Here is a 20,700-nt window from a genome sequence, read left to right as displayed (position 1 = left end):
CTAATAATTCACCACACTAGAGATCTCTCACAACATCCTAAATCAGGATGAAATCACCCATTAAGAAAACCGTAAAAATTGAGATCGATTGTTCATCACGATCAGCTCTACAGCAAAATATAATTGCAAAAAAAGGCAGAGAAAGCTACCAACAATCCCTGCCAAACATTAAACAGGCTAAGTTGTTTCCATCGCAAAAAAGAACACAACTGCCATTAACTTTAACGAACCTAAATTTATGAAAAAAAATGCAAACTCTTTTGCGCCCTTCCACTATGCGCAAAAACGCGGTGTTTCATGGCTCATGAAACTATGCATCGTGGCAATTCTATTTTCACCTATTCTGGTGAAAGCCTCACAAACTTCTGGTTTCAATGGTGTTGAACAAAAACAAAATACCGTAACGGGTATTGTCACTTCAGCAGATGATGGTCTTTCAATCCCAGGTGTTTCAGTTGTACTTAAAGGAACAGCGATAGGAACAAGTACCGATTTCGATGGAAAATTCTCTATTCAAGCAGAAGAAGGCCAAACTCTTATTTTCTCATTTGTGGGAATGACAACTCAAGAAGTGGTTGTTAAAAGCAACAGTCTAAATATCATTTTAGAATTTGAGAACCTGGGACTGGACGAAGTTGTCGTTGTGGGTTACGGCACTCAGAAAAAGAGTGATCTTACAGGTGCTGTATCTTCGGTGAAAGGTGAAGATCTAAAAAAGACACCATCGTCAAATGCAGTAAACGCTTTGCAAGGTAAAGTTGCTGGTGTTACAATTACCAAATATGGTGGAGCACCAGGTGCTGGATCAAGTATTACAATTCGTGGTATTGGTACTGTTGGGAACAACGAACCTTTATACATTATCGATGGACTTCCAGGTTCAATGTCTCTACTAAACCCTGATGATATTGAATCATTTGAAATTCTTAAAGATGGTGCTGCAGCTGCTATTTATGGTTCTCGTGCAGCCAATGGGGTGGTTTTAATCACAACAAAAAAAGGTAAAAAGGGTAAGATCAATGTTGACTTTAATATGCATATCGGACAAACTAAAGCTATAGACCAGCTGGACTTGTTAGATTCTGAAGGCTATGTTAAGGTACACAAAATGATGTACGACAATTACAATATGTATGCAGCTGATGCAGACAAAAAAGCGCTACCTGATTATGTTACTTCTCCAATCACTGCAAATACAAACTGGCAGGATGAAGTTTCACGCACAGCTCTTCAACAAAATTACAATTTAAGTATTAATGGAGGTAACGATCTAGGATACTATGGCATATCAGGCAGTTGGAACGATGAAGAAGGAACTTTAATTGGTAGTGACTATCTTAAAAAAACGCTTCGTGCTAAATTAGGTATGACCAAAGGTCGCTTAAGTGTAGATGCTACCATTTCGTATGCAGAAACAAACTCTGAAGGACAGAAGTTTTCATTATCTGATACATATAAACTAACGCCTTTAATCAATCCGTTTGATGAAAATGGTGATGTGCAACTAACTTCTGGTGATATGCCAGCTAATGCCAATCCATATGCCAATCATCAAAATATGAAAGGTGAAACAGACCTTCAATATTTTTCAGCAAATATTACAGGACGTTTAAAATTCACCGATTGGTTATCCTATCAAGTCAACCTAGGTTTGATTAATAGTAATGATAATAAATGGAGTTATCATACAAAATTCGACCGATCTCCTAAGGATAGTGAAGATTGGATCTACTACGGTGAAGAACGCAACAACTACCGCTCTCAAATTATGGAACACCTGCTGAACTTCCAAAAAGAATTTGGCAAGCATTCTGTATCTTCAGTAATTGGTTATACAGCTTCTAAAAAAACTAACAATTGGATTGGGGCGAATGTCACTGGTAAAAACACCGTTTATTCTGCCGAGGGTGATGAAGTTAAAACCAAAGATGAAATGGCTGGATTCCTAGATCCAAGCTGGATGACTTTAAATGCAGGTAAAGGAGGTACTTATGCGGCCTACGGAAGTAGAAATGAGTATACCCGCACATCAATCTTAGGTCGTGTAAACTATTCTTTCGACAGCAAATATCTTTTACAAGTAACGGCTCGACGTGACGGATCATCAAAATTCGGTTCTGATTCACGATATGGAACTTTCCCTTCAGTAGCACTTGGCTGGCGATTGACTGAAGAAGATTTCATGTCTGATTATGACTTTATCGACAATTTAAAGCTAAGAGCCAGCTGGGGTAAATTAGGTAATGAGGTAACTCTTGGTTTCTACGATCATCAAGCTCTTATCAGCACAGGTAACGATTATGAACTGGGAGCTGTACGTGGTTCCGGAGCAAATCCATGGACTGGCTCTATTGCTACCGGACTCGAAAACAGAGAATTGCAATGGGAAACAACCATTTCAAAAAACCTTGGTTTGGATTTCACCTTGCTTGGCAATCAATTCAACGGTACCATTAACTACTATAACACAACGACTAAAGACATGTTGATTTATCGTCAGCTTCCTGGTTCTGCAGGTCTTGACAGCCCAATATTAAATGTTGGTGAAATCAGTAACAAAGGACTTGAGTTCGAATTAGGCTACTACAAGCAAGATGGTGATTTCAAATACAGTATCAACACGACATTTACAACAACTAAAAATGAAGTCGTTACATTATCTAGCGAAGATCAGGCTTTGTTTGGTGAAGGCTTAAAATACGGCGACTCACATTTCCCAACACAAACAAAAGTTGGTTACGAAATTGGCGCTTTCTTCTTGTATCAAACAGATGGCATATTTCAATCAATGGATGAGGTAAATGCTCATAAAAATTCAGAAGGTGATTTACTTCAAGCCAGTGCTAAACCTGGTGATATTCGTTTTAAAGATACCAATGGAGACGGAGAATTGAATGAAAAAGATAAAGTCTATTCTGGCTCTGGCATTCCGGATTTCACTTATTCAATCAACTTTAATGCATCATACAAAGGTTTTGATTTCTCAATGATGTTTTATGGCGTTCAGGGAAACGAACTGTATAATGGAAATCGCTATTACTTAGAAAATATGTCAGCTGGGCAAAATTTCTTAGCTTCTTCACTAAATGCCTGGACAGAAACTAACAAAAACACAAATATTCCTAGAGCCGTACTTGGTGATGCAAATTTAAACACTAGGGAATCAAACCGCTACCTTGAAGATGGCTCATTTCTTCGCTTAAAGAATATTGAACTCGGCTACACCCTACCAAAATCGATGATCAATCGTTTAGGTGTAAACAAATGTCGAATTTACTTTAATGCTCAGAATGTTTTCACAATCACAGATTACTCAGGTATCGATCCTGAAGTTGGACGCAGCAATGTTCTTAATACAGGTATTGATAGAAGTCTCTACCCTATCAATAAATCATTCTTTGCAGGAATACAATTATCATTCTAATAAATACTAAAAAAATGAACAGATATATATATTTATTCTTCATCTGCATCGGCCTGTCTTTCAGTGCTTGTAATGAAGATTATCTAGACGTGAAATCTCCCGATCAGTTAACGGGAGAGAGTTTTTGGAGAAACGAAAGTGATGCCGAAGCAGGACTTGCTGCAGCCTATTCTCAACTTGAATGTGCAACCAGTTATTGGGGCTTTGCTGAAATAAAATTTACGGTAGAATTATTCCCCTCAGATTTAATCGAACTGGGTAACGATGCGTTAAACTATGAAGATTGGTTCTCTATTTTCAATTTTAATTCAACAGCAGGTAATACACAAACAACGCAATATTGGAATATCCACTACAAAGGCATTAATTACGCCAATCAGGTTATCGAAAAGGTTGGTGAAATGACTGAAGAACAAATTAGTACTGATGCAAAAGATCGAATTCTTGCAGAGGCTCATTTTCTTAGAGGCTATTACCATCTCAAGTTACTATTAAACTGGGAAAAAATTATTCTACGTGATGCCTATCCTAAAGGCCTGTCCGGCATAGATAAAGGCCTAAGCGAAAGAGCCGAATGCTGGGATTTCATTATCAAAGATTTTGAAACCGCAACAATCCACCTACCTGAAAGTAACTCTGTTGAAAATATGGGGCGTGCAACAAAATGGACAGCTTTAGCTTTCTTAGGTAAAGCAAACCTATTCTGTGCCAGTGAAAGCAATTCTGATGCTGCGAAGTATTACAAAGCTGCAAAAACGGCATTCGAACCGGTTGTTGCAAAAAAAGGAGATAATTTAGAAGCATCATTCATCTCTATGTTTGATGGAACAAACCAAAACTCTGACGAGGCATTATTCGAACTACAATTATCAACCAATACAGATAATGGTTCTTGGTTTAAGTTTCCATATCACCGTTGGTTAAAACCCGCTGGTTTAGGTGGATGGGATGAGATTGCCGGTAGTGATTTCCTTCTTCAAGAATTCAAAAAAGAAGGCAAAACGGCTACAGATGGCCGATTTGATCACCGTCTGTACGAGACTCTATTCTTCGATGATGAATATTTCAATGATGCAGCCAATCCGCGTGTGTACAGTTATACATACAAAGAATGGTGGGATTACAACGGTGTACCTTATGACAAGACTGGTTTTAGAAAATACCTTCCAAAAAGCGAAGATGAATTTTATTCAACCGCAATTGGGAATAATATTCCATTGCTTCGGTATGCAGACGTTTTACTTATGTATGCTGAAACCCTTAACGAATTGGATGAAACGTCAGCTGCAATTCCTCACATCAATGTTGTAAGAGCTCGTGCAGGAATGCCAGCGATGACCGGATCATCAAAATCGGATGTGACTAAACAGATTGAACATGAAAGGATTTGCGAGTTGGCAATGGAAGGAACACGTTTCCACGATTTGAGACGTTGGGGCAAACTTAACACAACAATGGCTGATCACGGAAGAACAGGGGTTAGCGATGCAACACACTTTTTCCCTATTCCTGAAAGTGAAATTAACTCAAATAATGCGATCGAATAAACAAGCTTTTTTTTTCATAAGTAAGTAGTTGGCTTATTGAGCGGGGTTTTAATTAACTTCGCTCAATATTTTTCAATGCAACATAAATCTTTGCAGTGTATTTTGTTTATTTTGCGAAACAATTCAATTATTGATTGATAATATCTGATTCAATTATGCTACTCGACATCATCATTGTCCTATCTATTATGATTTTAGGAATAGGAATTGGCCTATTTATTGGAAACCGCCCAAAAGTTATAAAAGTTGTGGGCATTTTAACCTCATTCGCTATTTTTCTCTTGTTATTTCTCTTAGGGATAGGCGTAGGTACGAATGATAAAATAATCAACAATCTTCATTCTATAGGTTTGCAGGCTCTCATCCTGACACTAGGTGCGATACTGGGGTCATTAATTTGTGCCTGGGCAACCTATAAATTCTTTTTTAAAACCGGAAAATAATCCAATATCTGTATTTCAACTCAAAATCTGAAATCAACAAGCGTCAATTATAATTATGAAAGGCAGTTTAATTATTCTTAGTTTTTTTGTTTTGGGCTTAATTCTTGGCCTAACTCGCTTTTTACCCACTACCCTTTTAGAGGGGAACTTCAGTATATATGCCCTTTACCTTCTTATGTTTTTAGTTGGAATTGGTATCGGGACCGATCGTGATTCATGGAAAGTGATTAAGCAAGTCAATATTAAAATCATACTCGTCCCCCTTTCGGTGATAGTAGGCTCATTAATTGGTGTATCAGCCGTATCGGTGTTTTTATCCAACATCAATTTTGGCGAAGCAATGGCTGTGGGAGCTGGTTTTGGCTATTACAGTCTTTCATCAGTGATGATAACAGAATTTCATGGTGAAACCCTGGGCGTTATTGCTTTATTATCAAATATTATACGAGAAATCCTTACCCTACTGGCTACACCTCTATTTGTAAGATATTTTGGAAAACTTGCCGGCATTGCATCGGGCGGGGCAACCGCTATGGATACCACCATGCCTATTATTGTTCAATATTCGGGTAAAGAGTATGCCATTATTGCTGTTTTTAGCGGAATTGTATTAACAATATTAGTTCCTGTTATTGTGCCTCTAATTCTCCAATTTTTATAAAAACACAACAACAAGATACTGAAAATGAACCAGCTTAAACCTTAATCAGTTTAAACTCATTTTAAAGGATATAAAGGCTAAAAGCAATATATTTTTTATAAATTTACTCCTCAATTAACATCCAGTTAAATGATTTGCTATAACGAATTCATACTTCTCTATAATTGTTCGTACAAAGGTTTGTACGAATGCTGGATTTGTTAACTCTTCCCCACACCATCTCATCATTTTGTTCATTAAGATTCAATAGATTATACTCTTTACATGGGACTATTGTATTCTATAAACTGAGCAAAACACGCAATAATTAGCTGAACCATTCTTATCTTAAGAAGCTATATAACAAGTCTAAACAAACCCAAAAATCCACTAATATGTTTTCAAAAGAAACTTATATCAACAGACGCAATAAGCTTAAATCTGATGTTAAATCTGGTATACTCCTATTTCTGGGGAATGATGAGTCAGGCATGAATTATGCCGACAACACCTATCACTTCCGTCAGGATAGTACCTTCCTGTATTTTTTCGGATCTGACTATGCTGGCTTAAATGCCATTATCGATATCGATGAAAATCGTGAGATCATTTTTGGTGACGAATTGACAATAGATCATATTGTTTGGATGGGAAGCCAGCCTACGATTAAGGAAAAATCAGAGTATGTTGGAATTCACGAAACAAAACCTGCCTCTCAACTAAAGGATTACCTTCAGACTGCAATAGCAAAGGGAAGACAAATCCATTATTTACCACCTTATCGCCCGGAACATCAAATTAAACTATTTGAGCTTTTAAGTATAATGCCATCTCAAGCCAATGCGGGGCAATCTATCAACTTTATAAAAGCTGTGGTAAATCAAAGAAACTACAAAAGTCAGGAAGAAATTGTATTAATTGAGGATGCCGTAAACATTACTGCTGAAATGCATTTGGCTGCAATGCGTATGGCTCGCGCAGGCATGAAAGAATCCGAGATTGCTGCGGCCGTTCAACAAGTGGCTATTGCTGCTGGCGGACAACTGTCCTTTCCGGTTATCGCCACCATCAACGGTCAAACGCTGCACAACCATTATCATGGCAATACCCTAAAAAGTGGCGATATGTTACTGCTCGACTGTGGTGCTGAGAACAGCATGCATTATGCTGGCGACATGTCAAGTACTTTCCCTGTAGACAAAACATTTACCGCTCGCCAAAAGGAAATTTATCAGATTGCTCTTAATGCTCACGAAGCTGCTATTGATATGTTAGCTCCGGGAGTAAAATTTAAGGATATTCATTTAAAGGCTGGTCGAACAATTGCTGAAGGCATGAAAGAAATGGGCTTTATGAAAGGTGATTTGGACGCAGCAGTACAACAAGGTGCTCATGCACTATTTTTCCAATGTGGATTGGGTCATATGATGGGTATGGATGTACATGATATGGAAAATCTGGGTGAGGTTTATGTTGGTTATAACGGTGAAGCTAAAAGCACGCAATTCGGCCTTAAATCCTTGCGTTTAGGACGTGAATTGGAAGAAAATTTTGTTCTGACCATTGAGCCGGGCATCTATTTTATTCCTGAGCTGATTGATATGTGGAAAGCTGAAAACCGCTTTGCTGAATTTATAAACTACGACAAAGTGGAACAATACAAAGACTTTGGTGGTTGCCGCAACGAAGAAGATTTCTTAATTACTAAAAATGGCGCTCGTTTACTGGGAAAACCAATTCCTAAAACCATAGCAGACGTCGAAGCTATGAGATAATTATTATTAGTTGTCAGTTTTCGCTTGTCAATAACAGAAAACTGACAACTATCTTTTTCCCTTTATCCTTTTTTACCCTTAACCTCATGCTCATACTAAATCAAAAAGAAATCTGGTCAGCACTTTCCGTAGAAGAAGCGTTGGCTGCTATAGAAGAAGCTTTTTTGCTTTTTGAGGCTGGGGATTTTCATATGCCCAATCGCATGCATGCACACCACGGGGATAACACGCTCCTTTTAATGCCTTGTTTTACCGATCAGTTTTTTGGAACCAAACTCGTTAGTGTTAACCCGGAAAATCCAAAAAGAAATCGACCTTCCATTTACGGCAGTATGATTTTAAACGATGGTCAAAATGGGGAACCATTAGCTCTAATAAACGGTGCAGCACTAACCGCATTCCGAACAGGAGCAGTCGGTGGAATTGGAATCAAATACACCACACCTGAGAGTGCAGACTCATTAGGAATTATTGGCACGGGCATGCAAGGCTTTACACAGGCTCTCTTTGCCTGTAAAGTTCGTCCTATCAAAGCGCTTTACGTATTCGATATGCAACAAGAGAAAGTAAATGAATTCATTGCAAAGCTTCACATAGAATTGCCTAATGTTGAACTAAAAACGTGTAATAGCAATCGGGAATTGGTTGAAAAAAGTCAAATTATTATTACAGCCACCACATCGAAACAAGCTGTTATCCCTGAAGATAGAGACCTGTTAAAGGGCAAGCATTTTATTGGCATTGGGTCCTACAAACCCGACATGCATGAATTTCCTGAACAACTCTACCCTCTTCTGGATACATTATATGTAGACACTCCCTTTGCCAAGGAAGAATCTGGAGATATTGCGACGCCACTTAAAAATGGCTTGATAACCGACAATCAAATCATTCCTATCAGTAAACTGATTAAATCTAAGCAGAAAATCAAACCAGAAACGAGTCTGTTTAAGTCAGTTGGGATGGCTCTGTTTGACCTGATTATAGCTCGGGAAATATATCGCAAAGCCATCAATTTAAACATCGGAACTAAAATAGAGATATAGATGTTATCAGCTTCTTCTCACTTTAACCTTTTTACTTTATCCTTAAACAATGAACATACTTGACGATTGGAAATGGGAAGCCCCAAAAGACTGGTTAAAAATTAAAACCATCGACCTGCATACCGGAGGCGAACCCTTACGCGTATTCACACATGGTTTCCCAGAGATCAAAGGCAATACCATACTTGAAAAGCATCGCTACTTTCGCGATAATTTTGATTACATCCGCACAGGAACCATGTGGGAGCCCCGGGGACATGCCGACATGTATGGCGCCATAATTACTGAAGCCACCACTGAAAATGGGGATTTCGGGACCTTCTTTTTGCACAACGAGGGTTACAGCACCATGTGCGGCCATGCCATGATTGCACTGATTACACTGGTTCTGGATACAGGGATGATCGTACGTGAAGAAAACAATCCCATCATCCGAATTGATGCCCCTCCGGGACAAATCACCTGTCAGGCTTTCAGAAAAAATGGGAAAGTAAAGCGTGTTACCTTTCAGAATGTGCCCTCCTTTATGGCTCTAAAAGATCAAATTGTTAACGTCCCCGACTTAGGCAAAGTTCTGTTTGACCTGGCTTATGGCGGCGCTTTTTATGCCTATGTGCAAGCAGAAGATTTGGGTTTAAATCTGGATGAATCGGATTATAATAAACTAATTGAATCTGGGCGTAAAATTAAATATGCGGTTATGGATCAGTTCGACGTGAAACACCCATTCGAAGAAGATCTAAGCTTCCTGTACGGTACCATTTTCATTGGTAAAGCCAAGGGTCCAAAGCATCACTCTCGCAATGTCTGCATTTTTGCCGAAGGCGAAGTCGATCGTTCGCCAACAGGATCAGGAGTAAGTGCCAGGGCAGCCATTCACTATGCAAAAGGAGAATTAAACGAAAATGAAGAAATCACTATTGAAAGCATCTTGGGCAGCACCATGACCGTGAAAATTGTGAAGTCTTGTGAGTATGGCGACCACCATGCCGTAATCCCGGAGGTAAGTGGCACAGCTTCCATCACAGGACAAAATGAATTTTATTTTGATCCCAATGATCCCCTAAAGGATGGGTTTATTTTTAGATAAGACAACAACAACAACAACAACAACAACAACAACAACAACCATGAAGATAGAAAACCTGTAAGCTGAGTCAAAAGAATTATATAAGATTCACCTTATTTGCAGTAAGCCTTAGACTTTAGCTGTCAGGTTTTCTTTTTGATAAAAAACTCAAAATTGAAATCATATGAAAATCAAAAAATTCAGATATTTACTAGTCATTACCCTTATGGGGCTTATGGCAGCCTGCCAAACACAGACTAAAGATCTTCTCACTCAACTTAGCGAACTACCCAATGTGAGTGTCGAAAAAATTGTTGGTGATACCACTTTCAATGGATATTACGAAATGTGGTTTACACAGCCTATCGATCACGAAAACCCAAAACTGGGTACTTTTAAGCAAAGAGTTCTTTTGGGACACCGCGATCTTTCAAAACCTATGGTTGTTGAAATACAAGGCTATAACATCTGGACTAACAAAGCCGGAGAACTCAGTAAACTAATCGATGCCAATCAATTGACCATTGAGCATCGGTATTTCAAACAATCAAGACCCGATAGTTTGCAATGGGACAAGCTTACTATTAAGCAAGCAGCTGCCGACCAACATACTGTCATTCAAGCCTTAAAAAAGATCTATGAGAATAAATGGATTACAACAGGTATCAGTAAAGGCGGGCAAACAACCATTTACCACCGCTATTATTATCCCGATGATGTGGATGTGAGTGTGCCTTACGTAGCTCCGATGAACCTCAACCGGGAGGATGACAGAATACACAAACATCTGGCTAGTGTAGGAGATGAATTAACTCGAAAAAAAATCAAGGATTTTCAGATTGCTTGTTTCGAAAAGAAGACCGATCTCATACCATTACTGGATAAACTTGCTAAAGAAAAAGATTACCAATTTTCAATAGGTCTGGAAAAGGCTTTGGATCTAAATATCCTTGAATATTCTTTTTCCTTTTGGCAATGGGGCAATACCAATTCCGATGAAATCCCGGGATCGGATGCCAGTCCTGAAGATTTATTCCAACACTTAACAAAAGCTTCATCATTTAGTTTCTTCGAAGATAAAGACATCATTAAACAACAACCCTTTTTCTATCAGGCACTGACTGAGATTGGCATGTACAGCTACGAGGTTTCGCCTTTTAAGAAATACATTAACTACCCAAAAGATTTAACCTTCGATTTCACATTGCCTAAAGGGGTTGAAGGAACTTTCAGGCCGGAATCGATGCAGGCTGTCAATCATTGGCTACAATCCGATGCAGAAAAGATATTATTTATTTATGGAGAATATGATACATGGTCAGCCACTCAAGTGGATTTAAATGGTAATGACAAATGCAAAAAATTCGTAAATCCTGCCGGAGCACACAGCACCCGCATCAAAAGCTTTCCTCCTGAAATGCAAAAAGAGATTGTGAAAACACTGGAAACCTGGTTGGAAATGGATATTGACGAAGAAAAATTAATTAGTAACTAAATAAAATTATTCTCTGTTTTCGGTTATCAGTTTTCCCACAAAAGACAACACTAAAATATATGAAAAAGCTAATCATTCTAATAAGCCTCATCAGCATAGCAATTGGACAAAAAGCAGAAGCCTGCACCGATATTGTAGCTGGTAAAAAAGCAACAGTAGACGGTTCAGTGATTACCTCGCACACCTATGGAGGGAACGATACCCGAATTCGTGTTGTGCAGGGGCAAAAATTCCCCGCTGGAAGCATGTGCCCCGTTTACTACGGCATTCAGGAAATTAATGGGGCATTGGATAATTACGGTGAGATTATCGGCCAAATTCCACAAGTGGAACAAACCTACACCTATTTTCATTCAGCCTATTCGCACATGAATGAACACCAACTGGCAATAGCTGAAAGTACACTCAGTCAGAAGCCGGAGTTGCAGGTTGATAGGGAAACTGGCAAACAAATCATGACCGTTGAGCAAGCTATGATTTTTGCCTTGCAGCGCTGTAAAACAGCACGCGAAGCTATAAAGCTAATTACATCACTGATGGATAAATATGGATTCCTCCCCTCTTGTGGTCCTGAATCTGAGGCTCTTTGCATAGCCGACCCCAATGAAGTTTGGGTGCTTGAAATTGTGGCAGTGGGTAAGAATTGGACTCCTGAATCCGGGAAAGCGGGTGCCATTTGGGCTGCTCAACGTGTACCGGACGATCACATTGCCATTGTACCCAACTGGAGCATCATCAAAGAAATTGATCTTTCGAAACCGGAATGGTTTATGGCATCAGATAATTACAAACAAGTCGCTATCGATCATGGCTGGTACAAAGAAGATTCGGGAAAACCCTTCATCTGGCAAAAGGCTTACAGCCCTTGCTTCAGAGAATGGGCAAGCGGCAGATTCTGGTTGTTCTACAGCAGCTTTGCTCCCAATTTAAAGGAGTGGCCTGATCGTAGCTTAAGTAATCCTTTTAAAGGACAGGATGCCTACCATCAATATGTTGAGGATGTTTCACTCTACCCTTTCTCGGTGAAACCAGAGAAAAAGATCTCTGTTCAGGATATTATGGCTTTTCAGCGATCAACATTTGAAGGGACCATTTACGATAAAACCTCAGATCCGGATTGGTACGTTCCTACGAAAGATGGCAAACTTGAAAAAAGCCCTTTAACAACACCCTTTCCTACAACGGCCATGCGCGAATTACTGGATATTACCAACCGTAGAAATGTATCAAAAGGTAACTATGGTATGATCTGCCAGTTGCGATCGTGGTTACCCGATGCTATTGGTGGCGTTTACTGGGTTTTCCAGGATAATCAATTCACATCTCCGTATGTGCCCATCTATGCTGGCACAGAGGAAATTCACGAATCCTATAAAAATTACGATCCAAACCAATACGATCCGACATCAGCACGCTGGGCCATCGACTTTGTGGACAACCTGATGTATTTGCGTTGGCAGGATGCCGTTAAGGATATGCAAATGTATCGTGATCCTTTTCAGCAAAGTTTGTTCGATAATATGGAAGCCAATGACAAAAAAGCAACAGAACTATACACTAAAAATCCTAAAAAAGCTAAGGCATTCCTGACTCAAAAAAGCAATGAAAACATGCAAGGTGTGGTTGATTTGTTCACCAAAATCAGGAATATTCTAATCACCAAATACACAAACAACAAACAAGGAAGCTAAACCATTGATGAATAGTAATTAAATACAGACACACAATTGTGCGTCTCAACCTGAAAATTAAAACTTACCAGAGATAACGAACCATAAAATGAAAACAACTTTAACGCTATTGCTGATTCTCTTCTACCAGGGCATTTTTGCTCAAGAGAATGCAACTGTCAACGATTGGGAAAATCCACAAGTCATTGGCATTAATAAAGAAAAACCGAGAGCATCCTATTTTGCCTACCGCAACTTGAACAATGCTCTTAAAAATTCAAAAGAGAATTCAGAATATTACATCAATCTGAACGGCACATGGAAATTCAACTGGGTTCGCAAACCGGCTGATCGTCCTGTGGATTTTTACAAGACAAACTATGATATTTCTGACTGGAAGGACATTAAAGTTCCCGGTCATTGGGAATTGCAAGGCTACGGAGTGCCCATCTATACCGATGTCTCCTACCCTTTCCCAAACAACGAACCTAATATTCCACACGATTACAATCCGGTCGGATCTTACAAAAGGAACTTTAACATCCCAGAAAATTGGAAGGGTGAGGAAATCTACATCCATTTTGGCGGTGTGCGTTCAGCCATGTATTTATGGGTAAATGGCAAAAAAGTGGGCTACAGTCAGGGCAGTAAAACCCCTGCTGAGTTTAACCTGACGAAATATGTAAAAACAGGTCTCAACCAACTTGCCGTAGAAATTTATCGCTTTAGCGATGGTTCCTATCTCGAAGATCAGGACTATTGGAAAGTGAGTGGCTTCGAAAGGGATGTCTATTTGTATGCCCGTCCCAAAACACATATTCGTGACTTCTTTGTTCATGCCAACTTGGATAAAAACTACACAAATGGACTGTTTAAACTTGAAGTTGAGCTGAATAAGACCGATTCAAAAACTGAAACAAAAACTGTAAATGTTCAAGTTTTAGATGGGGGTAAAACCGTCATCAATCAGAACATTAAAATCAGCTTAAAACAAGGTGATAATCAAGTGAATTTTGCAGGAGAAATTCCCAATGTTCGCAAATGGTCGGCAGAGACACCTGAACTTTACGACATGCAGATCAGCCTAAAAGGCACGAATAAAAAAGACATTGAAGTCATCCGCCGCAAGATTGGTTTTCGCACAAGCGAAGTCAAAAACGGACTGCTTCAAATCAACGGGGTACCTATCGTAATCAGAGGGGTCAACCGTCATGAGCACGATGCCGACCATGGTCGCGTGATTACCGAAGAATCGATGATCAGAGATATAGAATTGATGAAGCAATTCAATATCAATGCCGTAAGAAATTCACATTATCCCAATCGCGAACGCTGGTATGAGCTCTGTGATGAATATGGCATCTATTTGATTGACGAAGCCAATATTGAGGCTCACGGTGCTGAACCCTACAATAAAGAAAAAACACTAGCCAATAAACCCAACTGGAAAAAAGCATTTCTGGACAGAACCCAGTCGATGTTTGAAAGGGACAAAAACCACGCGTCAATTATCATCTGGTCACTTGGCAACGAAACTGGTCGAGGTCAAAATTTTCATGCGACTTATGATTGGCTCAAGAAGCACGACAGCTCTCGTCCGGTTCAATCAGAAGATTCCGGTCTGGAATCAAACACCGACATCTTTTGTCCCATGTACGATCGCATGTGGGAAATGATGAAATATATTGAAAAAGTACAGACGCGCCCACTGATACAGTGTGAGTATGCCCATGCCATGGGAAATAGCGTGGGTAACCTGAAAGACTACTGGGATTTGATTTACAAACATAGACAACTACAGGGTGGTTTTATTTGGGATTGGGTCGATCAGACTTTCAGAAAAGTAACAGAAAAAGGCGATACCATTTTTGCCTATGGTGGCGATATGGGAGTCTATAAGATACAGAACGATTCGAACTTCTGCGCCAACGGTTTGGTAAGCAGTGACAGGAAAATCCACCCACACATTTGGGAGGTAAAAAAAGTGTACCAGCCGATTGCATTTGAAAAAATAGATCATTCAGCTCATCAATTTAAAATTATCAACCGACACGATTTCATTCCCTTATCCGGCTTTGATTTTACTTGGACACTCAAAGAAGATGCAACCGAAATTGCGAAAGGAACAATCGATGGTATTGATTTTAAAGCCCATCAGGAACAAATCATAACAGTCCCTTATACGGATATTGAACCCAAGGCAGGCAAGGAATATTTTTTAGAGCTAAATGCAAATACCAAATACGAACAGCCCCTTGTGCCAAAGGGACATTTAGTAGCCTGGGAACAGTTCCAATTGCCCATATCAAAGGCGATTGTAGCACAACCAATAAAAACACTTAAAAAAGTAAAACTGAAAGACGATAAAAATGAATTAACTATAATAAGCAAAAACGTACAAATTCGCTTTTCGAAAAAAACAGGAAACTTAAATTCATACCAGATTAATGGAAAAGAATTAATGGCGCAGGACTTAAAACCCTTCTTTTGGCGAGCGGTAACAGATAATGATCTGGGTAATGGGATGCCTGCTAAATGCCAGGTTTGGAAAGAAGCTGGAGCCAAAGCTCAAGTCATATCATTCCAAAGCAAACAACGAAGCAATCAAGTAATAGAAGTAACTGTTTCCCTTGATCTGCCTATAGTTTCAAGCAAATATGAAACCCGCTATCTGGTTTATGGCAATGGAGATATCAAGGTTCAAAACAGCTATCATCCTGAGGCTAATACCATTCCGATGTTACCACGTTTAGGGATGCAAATGCAGTTAGCTAAAACCTTTGATCAGTTTGAATGGTTTGGTCGAGGCCCACAGGAAAATATGAGCGATAGGAAAACTGGCTACCCAGTAGGACACTACAAAAGCAGCGTAGCCGAGCAATATCACCCTTATGTGCGTCCGCAAGAAACCGGTAACAAAACCGATCTGAGATGGATGGCTCTTACCAATCAACAATCTTTAGGTTTAATGGTGATCGCAGAATCAGAACTGTCCGGCTCAGCATTACCTTTTGACTATAAAGAGCTCTACCATTCCGGCAAGGGAAATCCTCAGAAACATGGAGCTGAAATTAAGACAGGTGAAGTCATCAGCTGGCAAATCGACTACAAACAGATGGGCGTAGGTGGTGATAACTCATGGGGAGCACCCGTGCATTCAGAATATTCAATTCCTGCACAAGATTACAGCTACGAATTCATCATTCGTCCGATTAATGGAGAGAAAGATTTGAACGAATTAAGTAAATTGCGTTTTAAATAAAAACTAACATGTTATCAATTTTCAAAATGAATAACAGAAAATGATAACCGATAACCAACAGCTAATATGACATCTAAAAATATCACCTTACTTCTCTTAGCCCTCCTGTTTTGGAGTGCTTGTCAGCCAAAAACTGATAAAATTGGAGATCTTCAGGAAGAAATGGTCAATATCCTGAACATACAAGGTATCCCACAGGCACAATACGAACTTGCACCCTTCGGATTTTCCGATTTAGGTGCCTGGCATGGCTATGCACTGCCCCATATTGATAGTACCTCGTATTACGGCGGATTCTCAGGCCCACTAACCATGAAAATGTGGGGACAGTGGTTGAGTAAAAACCTATGCCAACTGGAGCTGACTGATGCCGAAAACATGACTGCCATCGATTTGAGCAAAGCACAGGCAACACAGAACTACAAGCCTGGCAAACTGGAACAAAATCTGGATCTGGAAAACTTAAATTTAAAACTCAGCCTGATTTTTGTGAGTGAAAGAACAGCTCTTGTTCAAACCCTTATCACAAACAAAAGCGAGAAAACCCAAAGCCTATTTGTCGGCTGGAAAGGTGAGCTGTTTCCCAAAGGGATCACACTTAGTGAAACAGAGAATGGTTTAAAAATTGATTTTGATAGAGGTGATGAGTTTTTCCTATTGCATAACGACTCCGATAAGTCGATTCAGATCTCACCTGATAAACATTCTTACCAAATGTTTATAAAAGACAAGCTAGATATTGCGTCGGGAGAAGCGCTTAAGATCAGCCTGCTTCACTCCTATTACTTTAATCAGGAAGAAGCAGTCAAGGAAACAAATATGTACGCTAATTGGCTAAATCAGACTGACAAATTGTTTGCTGACAATAAAAGCAGATGGAATGGCTATTTGAAAAAAGCTTTGAACAGTGAAAACCCATTACTGGAAAAGAATGAAAATCGTAAACTGGCAGTAAAATGTGTGCAAACCCTACTGACCAACTGGCGATCAGCAGCAGGTGACTTAAACCATGCAGGCGTCTTTCCATCAGCGGCTTATCAGGGATTCTACGGTTTTTGGTCCTGGGATTCGTGGAAACAAGCAGTTGCCCTGGTTCGTTTCAATCCCGAACTGGCAAAGAGCAACCTCCGCTCTATGTTCCAGTATCAGGACGAAATGGGCATGGTTGCCGATTGTGTGTATTTCGATTCCAAAGAGAACAACTGGCGCGATACCAAAGCGCCATTGGCTAGCTGGGCAGTCTTGGAAATCTACAAGGCTACATCCGACCTTGAGTTTGTAAAGGAGATATATCCTAAATTAGTTAAGTACCACAATTGGTGGTACCAATATCGTGATAACGACAAAAACGGCTTGTGCGAATATGGCTCAACCGACGGTTCCCTCATCGCTGCTAAATGGGAATCTGGAATGGACAATGCGGTTCGCTTCGATGATTCGAAAATGCTAAAAAATAATGAGAATGGCTGGTCGATGAATCAGGAATCCGTAGATCTGAATGCCTACCTACAGGCCGAAAAAGAAGATTTGGCAGAATTAGCAAAATTAATTGGACGTGCTGATCAAGCCAAAACCTACAAGCAGGAAGCAACAGAACTCAAGCAACGCATTGCAGCTGATTTTTGGGACGAAGCAACAGGCTTTTTCTATGACAGGGAGATTGTAACAGGAAAACTATTGACTGTACAACAAGGACCAGAAGGCTGGATTCCTCTTTACACTGGCATTGCAACGAAAGAACAGGCCAAAAGAGTAGTTACAGTACTGATGGATTCCACAAAGTTTGCAACCAAGGTTCCCTTCCCCACACTGGTTGCCGATCATAAAAAATTCAATCCTCTGAAAGGTTATTGGAGAGGTCCGGTATGGTTAGATCAAGCCTACTTTGGCATTAAGGGACTTGAGCGTTACGGCTACCAAAAGGAAGCCGATCAATTAAGTCAGAAGCTTTTGCACAATACCGAAGGTCTGCTTGACGATGCGCCTATCAGAGAGAACTATCATCCCATCAGTGGAAAAGGTTTAAATGCGAATCATTTCTCGTGGTCAGCAGCACACTACCTAATGCTGCTTAGCGACAAACACAATTAATAAGAAAGGGGATTTCAAAATATGAAATCCCCTTTTTATATTTAATGAACCGATTTCTTTAAATCAGCTTTTCTCCTCTTCTTCAATAACCAAGCCTATCTGTTTACAAGCGTCTTCATAATGAAGATCCTCAGCAGCATTATAAAAAACAGCAAATGCAGCATTGATCCATACAAGAGCAACAAGAATTCCTACCCCAAAAAACACCAGCCCCAAAATTATAAAAACAAAAGAGAGTAGCCCCATGCCTAAGATGGTCCAAAAATACCCCTTAGTCATGTAATAGCTTATCTTAAGGGATTCAACGACCCCATGCTTTTTGTCCATAATCAAGTAAGGAACAAAAATCAATCGACAAGCCAAAAATATACCTGGTACAATTAAAAGTATAATTCCAACACCAACAATCAGCATAACCAATATACGACTCAATACCGCTCTGGTGTAGGTTTTAAAACCTAATAGGGTTTCCTCAAATATAAAATTCTCTTTTCTTACCGCCTTTAAAAATACATAAACAACACCGTAGGAATAAACCGAAGCAATCGCGAAATAATAGAGGGTCTGTATTAATTCAAAAGAATGGAACGTAAAATTTAAACCATCCGATTCGAATTTACCTTGCTGGATAAACCACATGGGCGTATCTACTGCCGCCCCTACAAAAACGATCAGAATCAACATCCAAAAATGCTTTTTCATAAAAGAAAAAGCCGTTTCGAAACAAGCACTTGCAGTTGGATACACTTTTAAAATCATATCATCTTTGCAATAATCGTATTTCATGGGGTGGTCGATTTAGAATTTGAAATGTAAATATAAGGAAATCTCTATAAACTTAATTTAATAATTTATGAAAGATAAAGTAAGGACTAAACAGTCATTACAACCCTTCAATATAAGAATAATTTACATCAATCGTTTTTCTCCTTTAAGCTGCCGGATATCTGTTAAATCCTGACTCACCTCAATACAACCCTTATAAGTCCCATCCTCATCACGAAGGGCAAAATATTGAATCAGTATAAAACGACCTTTCATTTCAATCCAAAAGGGTTCACGATCCTTACTCCCATTCCTAAAGGCTTCAACCAATTCATTCACCACATGTACACTTTCGGGTGGATGGCAATTCTGAACGGTACGCCCAATAATAGCTTTCGACCTAGGGAAAAAACGTTCTTTAGGATTGGAGAAAAAACAAACCTTATCCTTCTCATCGATCATTGTAATATCAACAGGAAGGTTATTCAGAAGTAAAATCGCCTGCTTTAAAGTCATCAAACCCGTATCGAAATTAAGTAGGGTGTTTTCAAGCTTATTGTCACTTAAAAAATCAGATTCATAAGACTGATTTACATTCGTTTTCTGTAATTTATCGCGTTTGGGAGCATCGATATAAGCATATCCCAACGCTTCACTTTGCTCTAACATATCGTCCCAAGCATCCTGATTCACAGCATTAAAAGCAACAGGGAACAACAAATACTCTTCTCTAAATATAATAGCATACATATCGAAAAACAGATCTCCCAACAATTTATTAATCTGCTTTTTATCCAAATTCACCTCCAAAAGAGCCATCAATAAAGCCTTCTGATTTCTTCGGATATCGTCGTGTATCGACCACATCACACTCAGACATTTGTATTGAGGGTATTCTTTTTCGAAATAAGGGAACAAAATATTCTCTTTGCGGATATAATGCTTCTCCATTTGCATCAGATCTTCAATTCCAATTCTCAAATGATTAGCAATCTTTGGAGTATCCGCTCCAATTTTATTAAAATCTTTAACTAAAACCTTCAGGGCCTGTAAACGCCTCTCAAGTTCCCGATTCTCTTTTTGCAAATAGCTAAGAAAATGGTTTTCGGGAAGTAACACACGATCTTGAGCCAAAATCGATTTATGAAAAACATTCAAAGCCTTAGTGATTCCCTTTTTTAAAATTGGCATCGGTAAATCTGACTCAACTAGTCGGTGAACTACAACGACTATATCGTTTGCTCTTAAATCATCAATCGCTCCTTGATACTTCTTTATCAGATCGGCCCCTTTCTCACCTTCAATGAGTCGATAACAAAAGTCATAAAGGGAATCGATTCGAGCTTGATTGTTATTTATAAATTCTGACATTTTTAAACGTTATTGGTTTAAGCTCTAAAATAATCTATTTTGACTGAGTCAACACACTTAATCCATAAAAAAAGGGAATGCCAAACGGCATTCCCTTCCAAA

Annotated in this window: 13 protein-coding genes; 11 read left to right on the top strand and 2 right to left on the bottom strand. The window is 39.3% G+C overall.

Translation table 11 applies throughout. From position 1 onward, the window contains the following. Positions 1-238 precede the first annotated feature (238 nt). The 11 genes from EV201_RS00480 to EV201_RS00430 all read left to right on the top strand — a co-directional run bounded on the left by EV201_RS00480 (position 239) and on the right by EV201_RS00430 (position 18,462). The gene (locus tag EV201_RS00480) at positions 239-3,424 is read left to right on the top strand and encodes a SusC/RagA family TonB-linked outer membrane protein (RefSeq protein WP_130305445.1); all 3,186 of its coding nucleotides are present in this window, start codon (positions 239-241) and stop codon (positions 3,422-3,424) included. A 14-nt stretch (positions 3,425-3,438) separates the two neighbouring features. Then, entirely contained in the window at positions 3,439-4,971 is a 1,533-nt protein-coding gene (locus tag EV201_RS00475) for a RagB/SusD family nutrient uptake outer membrane protein (RefSeq protein WP_130305444.1), read from the top strand. Between the two features lie 155 nt (positions 4,972-5,126). Next, positions 5,127-5,414, top strand: a complete 288-nt coding sequence (locus EV201_RS00470) for a LysO family transporter (protein ID WP_207224356.1) — start codon at positions 5,127-5,129, stop codon at positions 5,412-5,414. 55 nt (positions 5,415-5,469) lie between these two features. Next, positions 5,470-6,075, top strand: a complete 606-nt coding sequence (locus EV201_RS00465) for a LysO family transporter (RefSeq protein ID WP_129254470.1) — start codon at positions 5,470-5,472, stop codon at positions 6,073-6,075. Positions 6,076-6,449: 374 nt separating this feature from the next. After that, the gene (locus tag EV201_RS00460) at positions 6,450-7,829 is read left to right on the top strand and encodes an aminopeptidase P family protein (protein WP_130305443.1); all 1,380 of its coding nucleotides are present in this window, start codon (positions 6,450-6,452) and stop codon (positions 7,827-7,829) included. A gap of 86 nt (positions 7,830-7,915) precedes the next feature. Then, positions 7,916-8,875: an ornithine cyclodeaminase family protein gene (locus EV201_RS00455; protein WP_130305442.1), complete on the top strand. Its 960-nt coding sequence runs from the start codon at positions 7,916-7,918 to the stop codon at positions 8,873-8,875. Positions 8,876-8,924: 49 nt separating this feature from the next. Continuing rightward, positions 8,925-9,965, top strand: a complete 1,041-nt coding sequence (locus EV201_RS00450) for a proline racemase family protein (RefSeq protein WP_130305441.1) — start codon at positions 8,925-8,927, stop codon at positions 9,963-9,965. A gap of 163 nt (positions 9,966-10,128) precedes the next feature. Then, on the top strand, positions 10,129-11,439 hold the full coding sequence (locus tag EV201_RS00445; RefSeq protein ID WP_130305440.1) for a S28 family serine protease: 1,311 nt from the start codon (positions 10,129-10,131) through the stop codon (positions 11,437-11,439). 59 nt (positions 11,440-11,498) lie between these two features. After that, positions 11,499-13,130, top strand: coding sequence for a dipeptidase (locus EV201_RS00440; RefSeq protein WP_130305439.1), 1,632 nt, complete (start codon positions 11,499-11,501; stop codon positions 13,128-13,130). 88 nt (positions 13,131-13,218) lie between these two features. Next, positions 13,219-16,371, top strand: a complete 3,153-nt coding sequence (gene lacZ / locus EV201_RS00435; RefSeq protein WP_130305438.1) for a beta-galactosidase, LacZ type — start codon at positions 13,219-13,221, stop codon at positions 16,369-16,371. A 66-nt stretch (positions 16,372-16,437) separates the two neighbouring features. Next, positions 16,438-18,462 carry an MGH1-like glycoside hydrolase domain-containing protein gene (locus tag EV201_RS00430; protein WP_130305437.1) on the top strand — a complete coding sequence of 675 codons (2,025 nt, stop codon included), beginning with the start codon at positions 16,438-16,440 and terminating at the stop codon, positions 18,460-18,462. Positions 18,463-18,525: 63 nt separating this feature from the next. Here the strand turns inward: EV201_RS00430 and EV201_RS00425 are convergent, their stop codons facing one another. Then, a complete protein-coding gene (locus EV201_RS00425) occupies positions 18,526-19,248 on the bottom strand; it encodes a hypothetical protein (RefSeq protein ID WP_130305436.1) in 723 nt (240 codons plus the stop codon). 123 nt (positions 19,249-19,371) lie between these two features. Further along, positions 19,372-20,598: a DUF438 domain-containing protein gene (locus EV201_RS00420; RefSeq protein ID WP_130305435.1), complete on the bottom strand. Its 1,227-nt coding sequence runs from the start codon at positions 20,596-20,598 to the stop codon at positions 19,372-19,374. Positions 20,599-20,700: the final 102 nt, after the last annotated feature.

The sequence above is a fragment of the Ancylomarina subtilis genome (genome assembly GCF_004217115.1).
GTDB lineage: Bacteria > Bacteroidota > Bacteroidia > Bacteroidales > Marinifilaceae > Ancylomarina > Ancylomarina subtilis.
The sequence above is the reverse complement of the archived record's forward strand: the minus strand, read 5'-3'. Positions and strand labels throughout refer to the sequence as shown.